Source organism: Streptomyces sp. NPDC059957 (assembly GCF_042730015.1).
Taxonomy (GTDB): Bacteria; Actinomycetota; Actinomycetes; order Streptomycetales; family Streptomycetaceae; genus Streptomyces.
Map to the genome: position 1 here is coordinate 5,723 of NZ_JBHWMB010000106.1, position 13,752 is coordinate 19,474.

At 72.0% G+C, this 13,752-nt stretch carries 11 protein-coding genes; 4 read left to right on the forward strand and 7 right to left on the reverse strand.

Going from position 1 to position 13,752, the window contains the following annotated elements; translation table 11 throughout:
* Positions 1 to 127 precede the first annotated feature (127 nt).
* From ACFWBW_RS38485 to ACFWBW_RS38500, 4 genes are all read right to left on the reverse strand, one after another.
* Positions 128 to 1,234, reverse strand: a complete 1,107-nt coding sequence (locus ACFWBW_RS38485; RefSeq protein ID WP_385383416.1) for an endonuclease/exonuclease/phosphatase family protein — start codon at positions 1,232 to 1,234, stop codon at positions 128 to 130.
* Between the two features lie 180 nt (positions 1,235 to 1,414).
* Positions 1,415 to 1,795 carry a hypothetical protein gene (locus tag ACFWBW_RS38490; protein WP_385383419.1) on the reverse strand — a complete coding sequence of 127 codons (381 nt, stop codon included), beginning with the start codon at positions 1,793 to 1,795 and terminating at the stop codon, positions 1,415 to 1,417.
* A complete protein-coding gene (locus tag ACFWBW_RS38495) occupies positions 1,792 to 2,379 on the reverse strand; it encodes a TetR/AcrR family transcriptional regulator (protein ID WP_385383421.1) in 588 nt (195 codons plus the stop codon). Before ACFWBW_RS38495 ends, ACFWBW_RS38490 begins: the two co-directional genes overlap by 4 nt.
* A gap of 450 nt (positions 2,380 to 2,829) precedes the next feature.
* Positions 2,830 to 4,200 (reverse strand): MFS transporter, encoded by a 1,371-nt coding sequence (locus ACFWBW_RS38500; RefSeq protein WP_385383424.1) that lies wholly within the window; start codon positions 4,198 to 4,200, stop codon positions 2,830 to 2,832.
* Between the two features lie 70 nt (positions 4,201 to 4,270).
* Between ACFWBW_RS38500 and ACFWBW_RS38505 the strand changes: the two genes are divergently transcribed.
* Positions 4,271 to 5,284 carry a GlxA family transcriptional regulator gene (locus ACFWBW_RS38505; protein ID WP_385383427.1) on the forward strand — a complete coding sequence of 338 codons (1,014 nt, stop codon included), beginning with the start codon at positions 4,271 to 4,273 and terminating at the stop codon, positions 5,282 to 5,284.
* A gap of 15 nt (positions 5,285 to 5,299) precedes the next feature.
* On the opposite strand, the gene ACFWBW_RS38510 is transcribed toward ACFWBW_RS38505, so the two are convergent.
* Positions 5,300 to 5,917 (reverse strand): hypothetical protein, encoded by a 618-nt coding sequence (locus ACFWBW_RS38510; RefSeq protein ID WP_385383430.1) that lies wholly within the window; start codon positions 5,915 to 5,917, stop codon positions 5,300 to 5,302.
* A 520-nt stretch (positions 5,918 to 6,437) separates the two neighbouring features.
* On the opposite strand from ACFWBW_RS38510, the gene ACFWBW_RS38515 reads away from it, so the two are divergent.
* Complete coding sequence (locus tag ACFWBW_RS38515) at positions 6,438 to 7,625, forward strand: CapA family protein (protein ID WP_385383433.1); 1,188 nt, start codon at positions 6,438 to 6,440, stop codon at positions 7,623 to 7,625.
* Positions 7,626 to 7,808: 183 nt separating this feature from the next.
* A complete protein-coding gene (locus ACFWBW_RS38520; protein ID WP_385383452.1) occupies positions 7,809 to 10,067 on the forward strand; it encodes a HAMP domain-containing protein in 2,259 nt (752 codons plus the stop codon).
* Positions 10,068 to 10,142: 75 nt separating this feature from the next.
* On the opposite strand, the gene ACFWBW_RS38525 is transcribed toward ACFWBW_RS38520, so the two are convergent.
* Entirely contained in the window at positions 10,143 to 10,586 is a 444-nt protein-coding gene (locus ACFWBW_RS38525) for an IPT/TIG domain-containing protein (protein ID WP_385383436.1), read from the reverse strand.
* Between the two features lie 441 nt (positions 10,587 to 11,027).
* On the opposite strand from ACFWBW_RS38525, the gene ACFWBW_RS38530 reads away from it, so the two are divergent.
* The gene (locus ACFWBW_RS38530; RefSeq protein ID WP_385383439.1) at positions 11,028 to 12,470 is read left to right on the forward strand and encodes a hypothetical protein; all 1,443 of its coding nucleotides are present in this window, start codon (positions 11,028 to 11,030) and stop codon (positions 12,468 to 12,470) included.
* A gap of 45 nt (positions 12,471 to 12,515) precedes the next feature.
* On the opposite strand, the gene ACFWBW_RS38535 is transcribed toward ACFWBW_RS38530, so the two are convergent.
* On the reverse strand, positions 12,516 to 13,541 hold the full coding sequence (locus ACFWBW_RS38535; protein ID WP_385383442.1) for a phytase: 1,026 nt from the start codon (positions 13,539 to 13,541) through the stop codon (positions 12,516 to 12,518).
* Positions 13,542 to 13,752 lie beyond the last annotated feature (211 nt).

Below are 13,752 nucleotides of genomic sequence, written 5' to 3' on the forward strand. Positions count from 1 at the left end.
CGTTGCCGTGCCGGTCGTACGGTGCTGGGGTGTGTGAGGCTGGCACGGCGGGCGGCGGGCCTGCTGGCAGGCCCGCCGGGCGCGCGGGCGCCGCGCGGCCGTGTCTCAACGGCCGCGCGGCCGTGTGTCAACGGAGCTGGAGCACAGCTCTCACGCCGGCGTGATCGGAGGGCCACAGGCCCGACGGGGTGCGGTCGGCCTGGGCGCGGCCCACGCGGTGGGTCGACAGCGCGGTGATCTTGCCGCGGATGAGCACGTAGTCGATGCGCTGGGTGAGGGCGGAGGTGGTGTTGCGCAGGTCGGCGGCCTGGCAGCAGGTGAATCCGGGGTCGCGGGGGCGGGTGGCGGTCCAGGCGTCGGTGAATCCGGCGGCCAGGAGGCGGTTGTGGCTCTGGGTGTTGGTTCCCGGTGTCGCCCCGACTCCGCCGGCGGCCGAGTTGAGGTCGCCCAGGAGCACGGTGGGGAGCTTGGTGTTCAGCGGGCCGGCGAGCAGTTCGTCGGTCTGTGCTTCCTGGACAGCGGGGGCGGCGGGCTCGAGATGGGTGGTCACCACGCGGGTGGTGCGGCCGCGCAGCGTGGCATCGGCCGCGACCCAGCCGCGCTCGACCCGAAGGGCCGGATTGGGCGGGCAGCCCAGCACGGGGCGGCAGAGGGGTACGTGGCTCTGGAACCGGGCGGCCTGCGCGTTCGCCACGGAGAAGGTGTGATCCGGCAGGTCGGTGCGGGCCAGGAGCACGTCGCGGTCGGTGAGGCGGATGTCCTGCAAACCGGTGGGCGTGGAGCGCGGGGCTTCGAAGTCGCTGCCGACGGTGACGCTGGCCACGGCCGCGTAGTGCTTGCCCCGGGCGGAGAGCTCGGCCAGGAGGATCTGCAGGAAGTCGTACTCGACGTGGGTGGCGCTGCCCGGTCCGGCAGGCGTCTGGCTGCGCCACAGCACGGCTTCCTGGACGCCCACGAGATGCGGATCGCCGGCGGCGATCTCGTCGGCCAGCGCTTCGGCACGCTCGGGGAAGTCCGTAGCCCGGACGTTCGCCCACACCGCGGTCACCGCGGCGACGAGCCCCTGGGGGCTGGTGGCGGCGAGAACGGGCGCGAGGTCGGCGCCGAGATAGAGGTTGCGGGTCATGACCCGCAGGGAAGCCCTGCCCCCTTCGGCGGCCGAGGCCGCGCCGAGCGAACCCGGTGCGAGGAGCGCGAGCGCGCACAGGGCGGATGTGAACCAGCGGCGAGCCATGCGGGCAGCCCTTTCGGTCAGAGCGGGCGATTTCCCGCATCCTCGCCGCAATCTAGAAGGGCTGACGGAAAGCGGCGATCCGGGTGTGGGCCGGGCGGCCTACGGTGCACCTGAATGCACCTGAATGCACCGGAGCCGCCGCCGGAACGTCGCACCAGCCGGCACCCCGGACGCGGCCGGCTACGCGGCGCCCGCCGCCGCCAGCACCGCGACGGGCAGGAGCAGGATCCACTGCGGCAGGCGGAGCAGTGGCCTGGGCCAGCCGACGGAGAGGGTGATGACGAGGAAGGCGGCCGCGTACGCGACGAAGTGCGCGGCCACGAACCACGCCAGCAGGCCGGTCCCCGGCGTACCGTCCTTCTGGGAGAGGTAGAGCAGGGCGAGTCCGGAGAGCGCCAAGTCGACGCTCACCATGTGCCAGACGGCGTGCAGGACGCGCTTGGGTTCGTCCGCGACCCCCGAGGACAGCAGCGGGTGCACCACATCGCGGCGCCCGCCGATGACGTGTACTGCGGCGACGCCGACGGCGGTGATGCCCGCCGCGAGGAACCAGCTGTTCATCGGACCTCGATTCCCTTGGCCACGACGGCGGCCAGCCGTGCGGCCAGTTGCGGGTCAGGGTGTTCCCCGACCAGTCCTACGTGGAAGAACACGGCTCCTGCCAGCGTGTCCAGGACCAGGTCCACCGGCGTTTCGGCCGCGATCTCCCCGCGCACCACGGCGCGTTCGAAGACGATCAGCAGCCCTTCCTTCGACGGGGCCAGGAAGTCGCCGCGGATGCGCGCCTTCAGTTCCGGATCGGCGGCGAAGTCCGCGAGCAGCCCCGGGAGCGCCGCCGCGGCGGCAGGCGCGCTGAACTCGTCGACCAGGCCCTGGAGCAGCACGGTCAGATCCCCGGCCAGCGTTCCGGTGTCCGGGGGCGGAGCGTCGTCGGTGGTCGTGAAGACGGCCTCGAAGACCAACTCCGGCTTGCCCGGCCACCGTCGGTAGATCGTGTCCTTGCCCACGCCGGCCCGAGCGGCCACCGCCCCGATCGAGGTGGCGGCGTAGCCGACCTCGACCACCAGCTCCGCCGCCGCGCCGATGATCGCCTCGTGCGACCGGGGATCCCTGGGTCGCCCCCTGGAGGGCGGAGAAGTGCTCATGGCATTTACCTTACGGGTCGACCCGTAAGGTAAACAAGGGGTCGGCTCCGTAAGCCGGCGTCGGCGTCACATGGGCCGGCGGGATCCAGCCAAGGGTGCAGAGCGATATCCAGATGTCGGGAGGCGGGTCCGGCCGGCCCGGTACGAGCCTGCGCTCCTCGGCCCACGCATCGCCGGCGACCGCCGTGGCGACCCGACGCCAGAAGCGCACCGCGGCCGTGTTGGCGTCCTGGAGCTCCGACATGTCGCAGCGGAGGCCCGGTGTCACACGCTCCACGGTTCCAGGGCGCTCCAGGTGCCCCCGGCCGCCTCGAAGACCAACTCCGAGCCTTCGAAGGCCTCTTGCGCACTCCCCGGACGCAGGCTGCCGAAACGCTCAGCGCACAGATCGACCTGCACCAGCCCGTCGAACCGGGTGAACTGCGGGGGATCAGGCGGGGGTGGGGCCGGTCATTCTCCGTCCGGGCCGGCGGGCGCCGTCGGTTTGCCGCTGTCCGGGGGAGTGATGCGGCGCAGGGTGCGGATCGCCGGGATCGAGAGCAGTGCCACGCAGCCCGCCAGGCAGGTGCCCCCCGAGACCAGCAGCAACGTCTGGGGGGAGGCCAGCTCCGTGGCCGGTCCCGCCAGGATCTGGCCGAGGGCGATTCCGGACACCGAGCCGGCCAGCTCGTACGCGGTGACCCGGTTGAGCACCGCCGGCGGCGTGTGGGTCTGGACGCTGGTCGCCCACATCACCGACCAGAACGCCCAGGCGCCACCGCCGAGGACGTGGCCCGCCAGTAGCACCGGCAGTCCGGCCCCCAACGCCACGCAGAGCGGTAGCGCGGTGAACAGCGCCATGGCGATCGCGCCGGCGGCCAGCGGCCGGGCCGGGCGCAGTCGCAGGGCGAGCAGGCCTCCGAGCACCGTGCCGACACCGAGGAAGGAGACGGCCAGGCCGTACGCGTTCGGGCCGAGGCGGGCTCCGATCAGCGCCGAGCTCAGTGGCACCAGCGGGCCGAAGAGGAGCACGCCGTAGGCCACCCAGATCAGGATCACCGCCCACATCCAGGTGCGGGAGCGGAACTCCTGCCAGCCCTGGCGCAGATCGCGGCGGAGCGAACTCCGCTGGGCGGCGGCCGCGGAGTTGGTGGTTCCGGCGTCGGCGTCGGTGTCGGCCAGGGTTCCCGGGGGTGTTCCCGCGGGGGCCAGGCGGATGAGCCCCAGGCACAGGGCGCTGAGTACGAAGGTGCCCGCGTCGATCGCATAAACGGTCCCGGCGCCGGTGAGTACGATCAGCAGGCCCGCCAGGGCCGGGCCGAGCAGTTGGGCCAGCGCGTCGGCGACTTTGAGCGTGGCGTTGGCGCGCTGCGGTTCCCGGGCGACCAGCGGGACCATCCCGTTCACCCCGGGCTGGAACATCGCGACGGCCGCACCGGCCAGTGCCGCCATGGTCACCAACAGCCAGAACGGCGGCGCCCCGGCGAAGAACGCGGCAGCCAGTACCCCTTGGGTGACCACCCGGACGAGGTCTGCGCCGACCATCATCCGGCGCGCGCCGACCCGGTCGGCGAACACCCCACCGAACAGGACCAGGAGAACGAACGTCCCGGTCCAGGTGCCGAGGACGAAGCCGACTCCGGAGATCCCGTACAGCGGGCCGACCGCGAGCGCGGCGGCCACCGGCATCATCGCGTCGCCGACCAGGGAAACGGCGCGGGCGATGAAGTAGAGCGTGAATCGCCGGTCCCACAAGGAGGCTCCGGCGGTTGGCGCATCGGTGTCGAGGGTCTGGACGGTGAGGACGGTCTGGGCCTGTGATTGGTTCTGTGCGGTGGTCACAGGATGATGCTGGACTAGACCAATCGGCCGCTCCAGTGTCCTGAACGACACGATGGGGTACTTTCGGGCCATGACGCCTCGTTCGCTGCCGAAGTCCCCGGCGCTTCACCGGGTCGTGGCCGTGCTGCAGTCCCCGCAGTCGACCTTCCCGCTGGCCTGCGCGACCGAGGTGTTCGGCGACCACAGCCCGGCGATCCCCTCCCGCTACGCGTTCGAGGTCTGCACCGAGCACCCCGGCCCGCTGCGAACCCAGGCCGGCTACGACCTGCTGGTCACGGCGGGCCTGGACGCGCTGGAGCGCGCGGACACCGTCCTGATTCCCGGCTGGCAGCAGCCCGCCGGCACCGAGGTGTCGGCAACGCTGATCGCGGCGGTCCGCAAGGCGCACCGCCGCGGCGCGCGAGTCGTCGGCATCTGCTCGGGCACGTTCGTCCTCGCGGCCGCCGGACTGCTGGACGATCGCAGGGCCGCCACCCACTGGGCCCAGGCCCCGGAGCTGGCCGCCCGGTTCCCGCGGGTCCGGGTCGACCCCGCAGTGCTGTACGTGGACCACGGCGACGTCGCGACCAGCGCCGGGTCGGCGGCGGGCGTGGACCTCTGCCTGCACCTGGTGCGCACCGATCAGGGTGCCGCCTACGCGATGCGGATCGCCCGCCAGATGGTGATGCCGCCGCACCGCGAGGGCTGCCAGCTGCAATACGCCGAACTGCCGACCTCCGGACCGGTCGCCGACTCGCTGGCCCCGCTGCTGGAGTGGCTGGCCGAGCGCCTGGACCAGCCGGTCAGCGTCGCCGAGATGGCGGTCCGCTCCCAGGTTTCGGCCCGCACGCTGACCCGGCGCTTCACCGAACAATTGGGGATCAGCCCCGGACGCTGGCTACTTGACCGCCGTCTCGCCGCCACCCGCGCGCTGCTGGAAGAGACCGACCTGCCCGTGGAAACCATCGCGCACCGGGTCGGCCTCTCCTCGGCCGTCAACCTGCGCCGGCGCTTCCACGAGGCCCTGCGCACCACACCCGCCGCCTACCGGCGCGCCTTTCGAGCGGACGGGGCCGGGCCTGAGATCGGAAAGCTGCCACGGTGACCCCGGCCGCAGCGTCTACCAGTGGGTGAGGTCGAACACCTCCGCGCAGTAGGGGTCGGACTCGTCCGACGGGTTGTACTGCAACTGCTCGGCGGTGATGAGGCTGGGGAGGGCCGCGGACAGGCCCGTGATGGCGGGGACCACCGCGCCGTGCCGGTCGCGCAGTGCCACGTCGAGCCCGACGGTGTCCGGCAGTCCTCCGCCGGTGAGGTACAGGCGCGCGCGTTCCTCGTCGAGCAGGAGGAAGCCCACCAGGACGAGCCCGTCAGGGTTGTCGGTGTCCGCGCTCGGCGCGATGTCGGTGGCGGCCGCGTGGAGGGCGTCCGTCACGTCGAGCACCCCGGGGTGGGCGTCCAGAATCAGCCGCACGGTTTCCGCGGCCACCAGGGGGATGCCGAGCCGCTCCCCGGGGCCGGCCGGGGCGAGGGGGCGGCCGCCGGGGGATTGCCGTACGAGCTGTCGTACCGCGGCCAGTAGCCCGGCGGCGGGGACGTCGTTCCCCTCGGGGTCCAGCAGGGGGACGTCGTAGGCCGTCGACGTCTCCGGGGCGGAGCCGTCCCCTACGACGATGCGTACGAGGCCCCGAGGCTCCGTCAGGGGCAGTACACCCCTGACCGCGGGGCCGCCTCCCAAGGGTGTCGGCGTCAGGCGGAGCAGCGCCCGGGTCGCTGAGGACCGCAGCTCTGTCAGCCGGTCGTCTTCCCGGCGCACGGCAGCGGCAGACCGCGACGACCGCTCATCACCGGACGGAGATGACGGTGGTTTCACGTCTCGTTCACCGCGCCCGGGCACTTGCTGCGAGCCATCCGCCAACAGTAGGCGGTCCTCGTGCCGGGACCGGCGCATCGGCGCGGCTACGGGCCGGACGCTTCCGTGGTGTTGGGCATGAATGGGGGCCGACGCCCGTACAACCCCCGGGGCCGGTCGGCAGTCGTACCTGCTGTAGTCGATCAGATGTAACGCGCGGGGGAGACCGGTGAACACCTTCAAGAGTCCCATGACGGCCGTCGGCACGGCAGTCGCATGCGGGACAGTGGGCGCATCGGCGCCCCCCGTCGGCGGCGCGGCAGCCGGCGGCGTCCCGGGGGGCTCCTCCCCGTCGGCCGGAGGGAAGGGCCACCCTTCCCCGATCCCGCTCCGCACGGCGGCGCTCATGGGTCTCCTGGCCGCGTCCCTCACCGGCTGCGGATTCCTGGGGGACTCGGGCGACTACGCGGACGGCGCCATGGGGGCCGGCGGCAGCGGGCGGTCCTTCACCGTGGCCGCGGCCGGCGACATCCTGATCCACCCCCAGCTGATCGACCAGGCCGCCCGCGACGCGAAGGCCGAAGGCCGGTCCGGGTACGAGTTCGACAAGATCATGGCGGGCGTTAAACCCGTCATCAGCAAGGCGGACCTCGGCATCTGCCACATGGAACCGGTCCTCGGAAAGCCCGGCGGCCCCTTCCAGAGCTACCCGGACTTCCTGGTTCCGCCGCAGATCGCGACCACGATCAAGAACATCGGGTACGACACCTGCTCGACGTCCTCCAACCACACCCTCGACCACGGCCCCGAGGGCGTGTACCGCACGCTGGACACCCTCGACAAGGCGGGCCTGAAGCACACCGGCTCCGCCCGCAACCAGGCCGAAGCCGACAAGCCGTTGATCATGGACGTCAAGGGCGTCAAGGTGGCGCAGATCTCCTACGCCTTCGGGTTCAACGGCCGGGAACTGCCTGCGGACAAGCCGTGGCTGGCGAACCTGACCGACTTCGACAAGATCGCCGCCGCCGAGACCGCCGCCCGCAAGGCAGGCGCCGAGGTGGTGATCCTGTCGATCCACTGGGGCCGTGAGCACCAGCCGAACGCGAGCAAGCCCCAGCTCAAGCTCGGCCGCCAGCTCGCCGAGAAGACCGGGATCAACCTGGTCATCGGACACCACGCGCACGTGGTTCAGCCCTTCGAGAAGGTCGGCGGCACCTGGATCGCGTACGGCCTCGGGAACCAGCTCGCCCGCCACGACGTTCCCACCGGCCTGACCGAAGAAGGCGCCATCGGCTGGTTCGAGTTCGCCGAGAAGGGTGGCAAGTGGGACGTGCAGGCCCGGTTCGTGCCGACCTTCACCGACATCCCGCCGGACCCTGAGGACACGCAGGACGGCGCCGACACCGGGGTCGAGATCAAACCCGTACGCGACCACCGCCTGGTCGACGTGGCCGAAGCGCTCCGCAACGACGAGAACCTGCTGCCCGAGCAGCGCGCCCGCTACCGCGTGGCCTTCGAGCGCACCGTGGGCACGATCCTGAACCGGGGCGCCGCCCAGGACGGCCTGCGCCCCCTGCAGGAACTCCCGGGCTGAGTCCGCCGCCGGCCCGGACGGCCGGCCCCCGCAGGAACTCCGGGGCTGAGCCCCCCCATGCCCGGCCCCGGACCTTTTACTCGTACATACGGCCATATCCGCAGGACCCACACCCAAGAGAGGAGCGCCCCTGTGGCCGCTTCCCGAACGAAGCGGCGGCGCAAAGCCCGCCGAAGAGCCGACATGTCCCTGCTCGGCGGCATCCGCCCGCCGATCGCCGCACTGTCCGCCCTACTGCTCCTCCTGGCCGGTCTCACCGCCCTGAGCCTGGGCAGCGTCCGCAAGGACCAGCTCCCCGAAGCCGTGCTGACCTCCCAGCAACACTTCGCGGAGGACGGCGCGATCGCCCTGCGGGCGTCCCTGGACGAGAGCGTCACCGACCTCAACCGGACCGCCACCCTCTTCTCGGCGGGCGACCCGGTCACCCCCGACGCCGTCCTCGACAAGATCGGCAGCGCCTACCAGAAATGGCGCGGCACGGCGCTCGTCGAGATCAGCTCCGGCCGGCTGCTCGCCGCCCGCGGCGAGAACCTCCCGCTGCCCGCCATCGACTTGTCCAAGCTGTCGGACAAGAGCGGCCTCACACCCCGGATGATCCGCCTGGAGAACGGCGAGACCCGACTGCTGACCCTCGCCCTGCTCACCTGGCCGGGCAAGCCGCAGCAATTGCTGGTCGCCTCCAGCAGCCTGCGCTTCCCGGGCATCAGCCTCGGCGACTTCCGGGCCATCGCGGTCGTGGACTCCGAAGGCCGGATCCTCAGCAGCGACGGCATCCCCGAACCCGAGCAGGTACTCACCGACCTTCAGCGCGCGGACGTCAAGCGGGACACCAAGCAGCTCAGGTCCTTCGCCAAATCGGCGGCGAAGAAGGCCAAGCGCCACCCGCTGACAACCAAGGAGCCGGGCTCCGGAGGGTTCCGCGGCGTGAGCGGAAGCCTGCTGGGCGGCGAGTTCGCCGGTGACCGCGCCGCCGCCGGCTACGCGACCCTGGCCGGCCCCGAAGCCGGTGTCGGCACGACTGCCACCAGCCTCGGCCTCACCGTCGTCGCCATGGTCAACGTCGCCGAGGACACCCGGCCGGCGACCGACGCCGTCGTAGGCCTCATCGCGGCCGGCGCCCTGCTGCTCATCGGCGGCCTGGTGATCCTCCTGCTCGTCACCACCGTCCAGCGACCGCTGCTCGCCCTCTTCCTGGAGAGCCGACGGCTGACCCGCCGAGACCTGCAGCGGCCCGTGAGGGTCCCGCGCAGCGGTGAAGGCGCCCGGATCGGCCTGGCGCTGGAGCGCCTGCGCCGCCAGCTGCTCGACCAGCCCGACCCGGGCCCGGACGGCATCGCCACCGGCGGCACATTGCGCAAGACCGGGGTCCGCACCCTCGTCGCACTGTCCCTGGTCCTGCTGATCGGCTGGTGCCTGCCCCTCGGGCTGATGCTCAACCGGGCCGGTGAAGAAGTCGTCGTGCCCCAGCAGATCGTCAACGACCAGCGCGAGCGCACCGACACCGTGAACGACCGGGTCCGGCGCGCGCTCAACGAAGGGCACGCCGACCTGGTCTCGGTCGCCTCGCTGATGAACGACCGCACCACCACGCAGCACATGGCGATCGTGCTGGAGCGCACGCTGCAGGAACACCTGCGCTACCAGTCGCTGTACGTGGTCGACGCGAACGGCAAGGTGCTCGCCAAGGCCGGCTCGCAGCCGAAGGCGCCCGCCACCAAGGGTCCCGGCCGGGAACCGATCACCCTGATCACCGGCGGCAACGAACCGCTCCTCGTCGCGGCCGCCGACACCTCAAGCCGCAAGGGCGCGGCGGTCGTCGCCGAGTTCCGGGTCGACTTCCTCAACTCGCTGCTGAAGCGGCCCGGGCTGGGTGAGATCCGGGTCGTCGACGCGGAACACCGGGTGATCGCCTCCAGCAGCGGCTACCAGGCCTTCGAGAAGCTCGATGACAAGCGGCTCGGTGCGCTGGTCGACGGCGCCTCCCTCAAGGTCGGCATGGCGCCCCGCCCGGCCGGTGTCCTCTACCGCGACCGCGGTTCGCCGACCATCGCCGCCGCGACCCCGTTCGTCGGCGGTGGCGCCGCCAAGAAGATGAACTGGACCGTGGTCAGCTGGCAGCCCGCCAGGGGCCTGGCCATCCCCGAGTACAGCCTGCAGAACCGTACGGTGCTGGCCGGACTGCTCGGCCTCACGGCCGCCGTGGCCTGCCTCGGATGGCTCCACCTCATCGTGGTCCGCGCCCTGCGCGAACTCGCACAGCGGGCCGAGGCCCTGGCGGACGGCGATCGCCGCACCGTCCTGTTCCCGCGCCACCACGACGAGGTCGGCGCCGTCACCCGCAGCCTGGAAGTCATCAGGCAGCAGCTCCAGGAGCTGCGCAAACGGGAAGCCGCCCGCACCACCGACCGGCCCGAACGGCCCGCCCCGGCCGGAAGGCACTGACCCGCGACGCCCTTCCGCCGTACCCACGGATCCGTCCCCGGGAGGCTTGTGCCTCCCGGGGAGGGGAGGCGGACGTCAGTCGAGGTAGGTGTAGCCGAGCGGATTGCTGAGCCGGCCGCATTCGGTGCCCGCATAGACGGAGACGGTGGCGGCCGTGGGCCACTCGGGTGCGACGGCGAGGATGGAGGTGTCGCTGAGCACCACCACGTCCGGGGCTTCCCGGCCGGTGAAGCACCCGTCGGCTCCCAGGGTGCCGAAGAACACCCGCGTATAGGCGCTGAGGTCGGCGCCGCTCAGTGTGACCTGGTTGCCGCCGCTCCGAGGGCCGGCGTTCGGCTGTAGCGCGACGAGTTGTCCCTGCGGATCCCCGTCCGGGGAACCGGGCCGGCTGAAGGGCACCCCGGCCGCACAGTGTCCGGGCCCGGTGGCCTCGGCCCGCGGCGCGGAGTGGACCAACGGCAGGTTGCACAGGAACACCGCGACGAGCAGGAGTCCGGTCCGGCGCTGGGTACGCGTCATGGCGAGGAAGCCTTCCGGCGAATCGGGTGAAACCGGGGGAACCCGGGCCGCCCCATCATGGCGAGGCGGCACTGCGCGAAGCCAGCACAAACGCCTGATGTCGCGGACGGCCGGGGCAGGCCTGGCCGTTTGGCCGAGGCCTCTCACCCGGAGGTTCCGGCACGCTGGAGGGTCCCGCCGGGTCGGGACGAACAGGGTGGCGTGCGCACGGCATCACGGTTCGTCGCTCCCCGGCTCGTGTCGATCGTAGGGAGGGCGTCCGGTGACGCCGACGTGCCGTGTGGTGCCGCTGACGAAGGGAACGTCATGACGCCCCCGCCCTCGCCGGCCGCGTCTCCCGGACTGCCTGCACCCGCCGGATCCGCCGGATCCGCCGGATCCGCCGGATCCCCGGCGTGCCCCGCATCCGGCCGGCGGACGGCTCCCCGATCCTTCGTCTCGATGCGCGTGGCCGGGTGGGCGATGCCGCTGCTCGCGTTCGCGCTGGGGATGTGGAGGATCACGGGCCCGTCTCCGTGGACGGACGAGATCGTCACCATGGACGTGGCGCGGCGGTCGTGGTCGGAGCTGTTCGCGCTGCTGGGGCGCGTCGACGCGGTGCACGGCTTGCACTACGTACTGATGCACCTGGTGGGGCGGGTCACCTCGGTCACCGAGTTCACGATGCGGGTCCCGTCGGCGGCGGCCGTCGCCGTCGCCGTGGCCGGGACGGTGTGGATGGGCCGGGCGCTCGGCGGACCCCGCCTCGGCGTGTGCGCGGGGTTGGCCCTCGCGGTGGCGCCGACGGCGTCCCGGTACGCGCAAGAAGGGCGCTCGTTCGCCTTCGTCATGGCGGCGGCCGTCCTGGCCACCGGAGCACTGGCCCGGATCCTGGGCGGGGACGGCCGACGGCGATGGCCGGTCGCGTACGCGGTCCTGCTGGCGCTGCTGGGCTGGTTCAACATCATGGGGCTGCTGCTGCTCGCCGCACATGCGGTCACCGTGGCCTGGATCCGTCCCCGGCGCCCTGCGATCCTCCGCCTGGCAGCCGCCCAGGCAGTGGCCATCGCCGCCGTGGCACCCCTGTTCGTCCTGGCCCTGACGCAGAGTTCCGCCGTGGGGGAGTCCCCGCCGGTCTCCTTCGGCACCCCCGCGGCCCTCTTCTCCTGGCTGTTGTTCCCCGGCCAGGACACCCTCCTGACCCCGTTCAAGTTCCTGCTCATCGGCGCGACCCTGACCGCCCTGGGAGCCCTCGTCGTACGACGGCGTACGAGCCCGACCCTGATCCGGGCCGTGGCGGTGCCGTGGTTGTTCGTACCGCCGGCCCTCCTCGCCCTGGCCACCCTGGCCCAACCCGTCTTCGCCTACCGCTACCTGGTCTTCTGCCTGCCCGCGCTGACCCTGCTGTTCGCGGCGGGAATCCTCACCCTGCCCTGGTGGGCCCGGGTCGCGCTCGTCCTGGCCGTGGCCGCGCCCCTGGCCTTCTCGCACCGCGCGATCCGGCTGGAGCAGAGCCGTCCCTGGGACAGCCTGGCCGTCGTGCGGATCCTGCGCGTGCACGGTTCCCCGGGTGACACCGTCCTGTTCAGCGGCGCCCGCTGCGGCCTGATCTCCACCGCCTACCAGGAGGTGTTCACCCAGCGAGCCGACCTCGGCCGCTCCCGCACCGCCGCTGTGGCCGACGCACTGGACAACACGCGCACCGACCCGGCCACCCTCGCGCTCCGCCTGGAACGCGCGCCCCGCGTGTGGCACGTCATGTGCACCCACCTCTCCCCGGCGGCCCGGCCGGCGGCCGATCGGGCCGCCGCCACCCAGGAACAGGCGATCCGGGCCGCGGGCCTGCGCCCCTCACGCCACTTCACCATCCGAGGCATGGAAATCACGCTTGAAACCAGGCCCTGATGGCGCCGCACGTGTGCCGCCCGGCCCGTTGTCGATCGCCCGTGCTCAGGCGAAGTGCGCGGTGATGCGCTGGAGCGGGACGAACTTGAAGTTCTGGTTCCCGCTGCCGCCGGGGGCGCCGTTGGAGCCGTCCTGGCAGATGAAGACGCCCTGGGGGAAGGCCGGACCGAGGTTGGCCGCGGTGGCGTCGATGCCGTCGGTGTCCTCGCAGTCGTCGGCCGCGGTGCCGTTGGCGACGGAGAAGCGGCCGAGGTAGGCGCGGGTGGTGCGGTCGTAGACGGTGAAGTCGTTGCTGCCCTGGGAGGAGACGTAGATCCGGTTGCCCGCAGCGGCGATGCCCTCGGCGTCGGCGGTGATGTGGCCGCCGGATCCGGTGGAGTCGAGCTTGGTGCGCGAGGTGCCCGAGGTGGGCTCGGCGCCGTACACCCAGACGCCGACGTCCTCCTCGCCGAGGTAGAGCTTGCCGGTGCTCTCGTCGGCGTAGCAGCCCTCGACGGCGGAACCCGCGTCCCACAGGCGGACCGAGGCCGCGTTCACCGTGTCACCGTTCACGTCGAGTTCCCACTGCTCGACGCGGCCCGAGGTGGAGTTGGGGAAGGCGTACAGCTTTCCGGAGGCCGGGGAGGTGTAGAGGCAGATGCCGTGGGCGGTGACCTCGGTGGGAACGTCCTTCAGGTGCTTGAGCTGCCGGCTGACAGGGTCGATGCGGTAGACGTGCATGGCGCCGTTGCCGCCGGCGGCCTCGTCGTCCGCGGAGACGACGATGTTGCCGCGCAGGTCGACGTTGTTGCCGTAGTCCCCGCTGATCCGCTGGATCCTGGCGCCGGACAGGTCGTAGACCTCCAGCGCCCCCTTCTTGTCCGTGGCGACGACCACCGACTTGGCGGGGTCGGTCGGGTGAACCCAGATCGCCGGGTCGTCGGCGGCGTCCCCGCTGTGCGAGACGGGCGCGGTCTCCACGCTCGCGGTGACGGAGACGGACGCCGCGTGCGCCGGCGCGGCGGGTACGACCAGTGCGGCCAACGCCGCGGCGGGCAGGACGGCCGTACGGACAGAAGCGGTGAAGGACACCGGGTTTCCCTTCCACTGTGCATGCTGGACAGGGGGAGGGTAGGGAGGCATTGCGTGCTCGGCGTGAACAGGAGCTGAACCGGCTGCGTCCCACCGTCCGGCCTGCGCCCCCGCTGATGCCGTCATCGGGTAATCCGTTGAGCGCGAACGCCGCGTGACACCGGCTTAACGAGGTCCCACAGGGTTTTTGGGGGTTTTCTCCCCTCCTGTT

Excerpts from the sequence above, each read along its gene's own strand:
- ACFWBW_RS38505 (WP_385383427.1), top strand. The coding sequence starts at position 4,271 with ATGACGCCTCGTTCGCTGCCGAAGTCCCCGGCGCTTCACCGGGTCGTG.
- ACFWBW_RS38495 (WP_385383421.1), bottom strand. The coding sequence starts at position 2,379 with ATGAGCACTTCTCCGCCCTCCAGGGGGCGACCCAGGGATCCCCGGTCG.
- ACFWBW_RS38520 (WP_385383452.1), top strand. The coding sequence starts at position 7,809 with ATGTCCCTGCTCGGCGGCATCCGCCCGCCGATCGCCGCACTGTCCGCC.
- ACFWBW_RS38485 (WP_385383416.1), bottom strand. The coding sequence starts at position 1,234 with ATGGCTCGCCGCTGGTTCACATCCGCCCTGTGCGCGCTCGCGCTCCTC.
- ACFWBW_RS38515 (WP_385383433.1), top strand. The coding sequence starts at position 6,438 with ATGGGTCTCCTGGCCGCGTCCCTCACCGGCTGCGGATTCCTGGGGGAC.
- ACFWBW_RS38530 (WP_385383439.1), top strand. The coding sequence starts at position 11,028 with ATGCGCGTGGCCGGGTGGGCGATGCCGCTGCTCGCGTTCGCGCTGGGG.
- ACFWBW_RS38525 (WP_385383436.1), bottom strand. The coding sequence starts at position 10,586 with ATGACGCGTACCCAGCGCCGGACCGGACTCCTGCTCGTCGCGGTGTTC.
- ACFWBW_RS38490 (WP_385383419.1), bottom strand. The coding sequence starts at position 1,795 with ATGAACAGCTGGTTCCTCGCGGCGGGCATCACCGCCGTCGGCGTCGCC.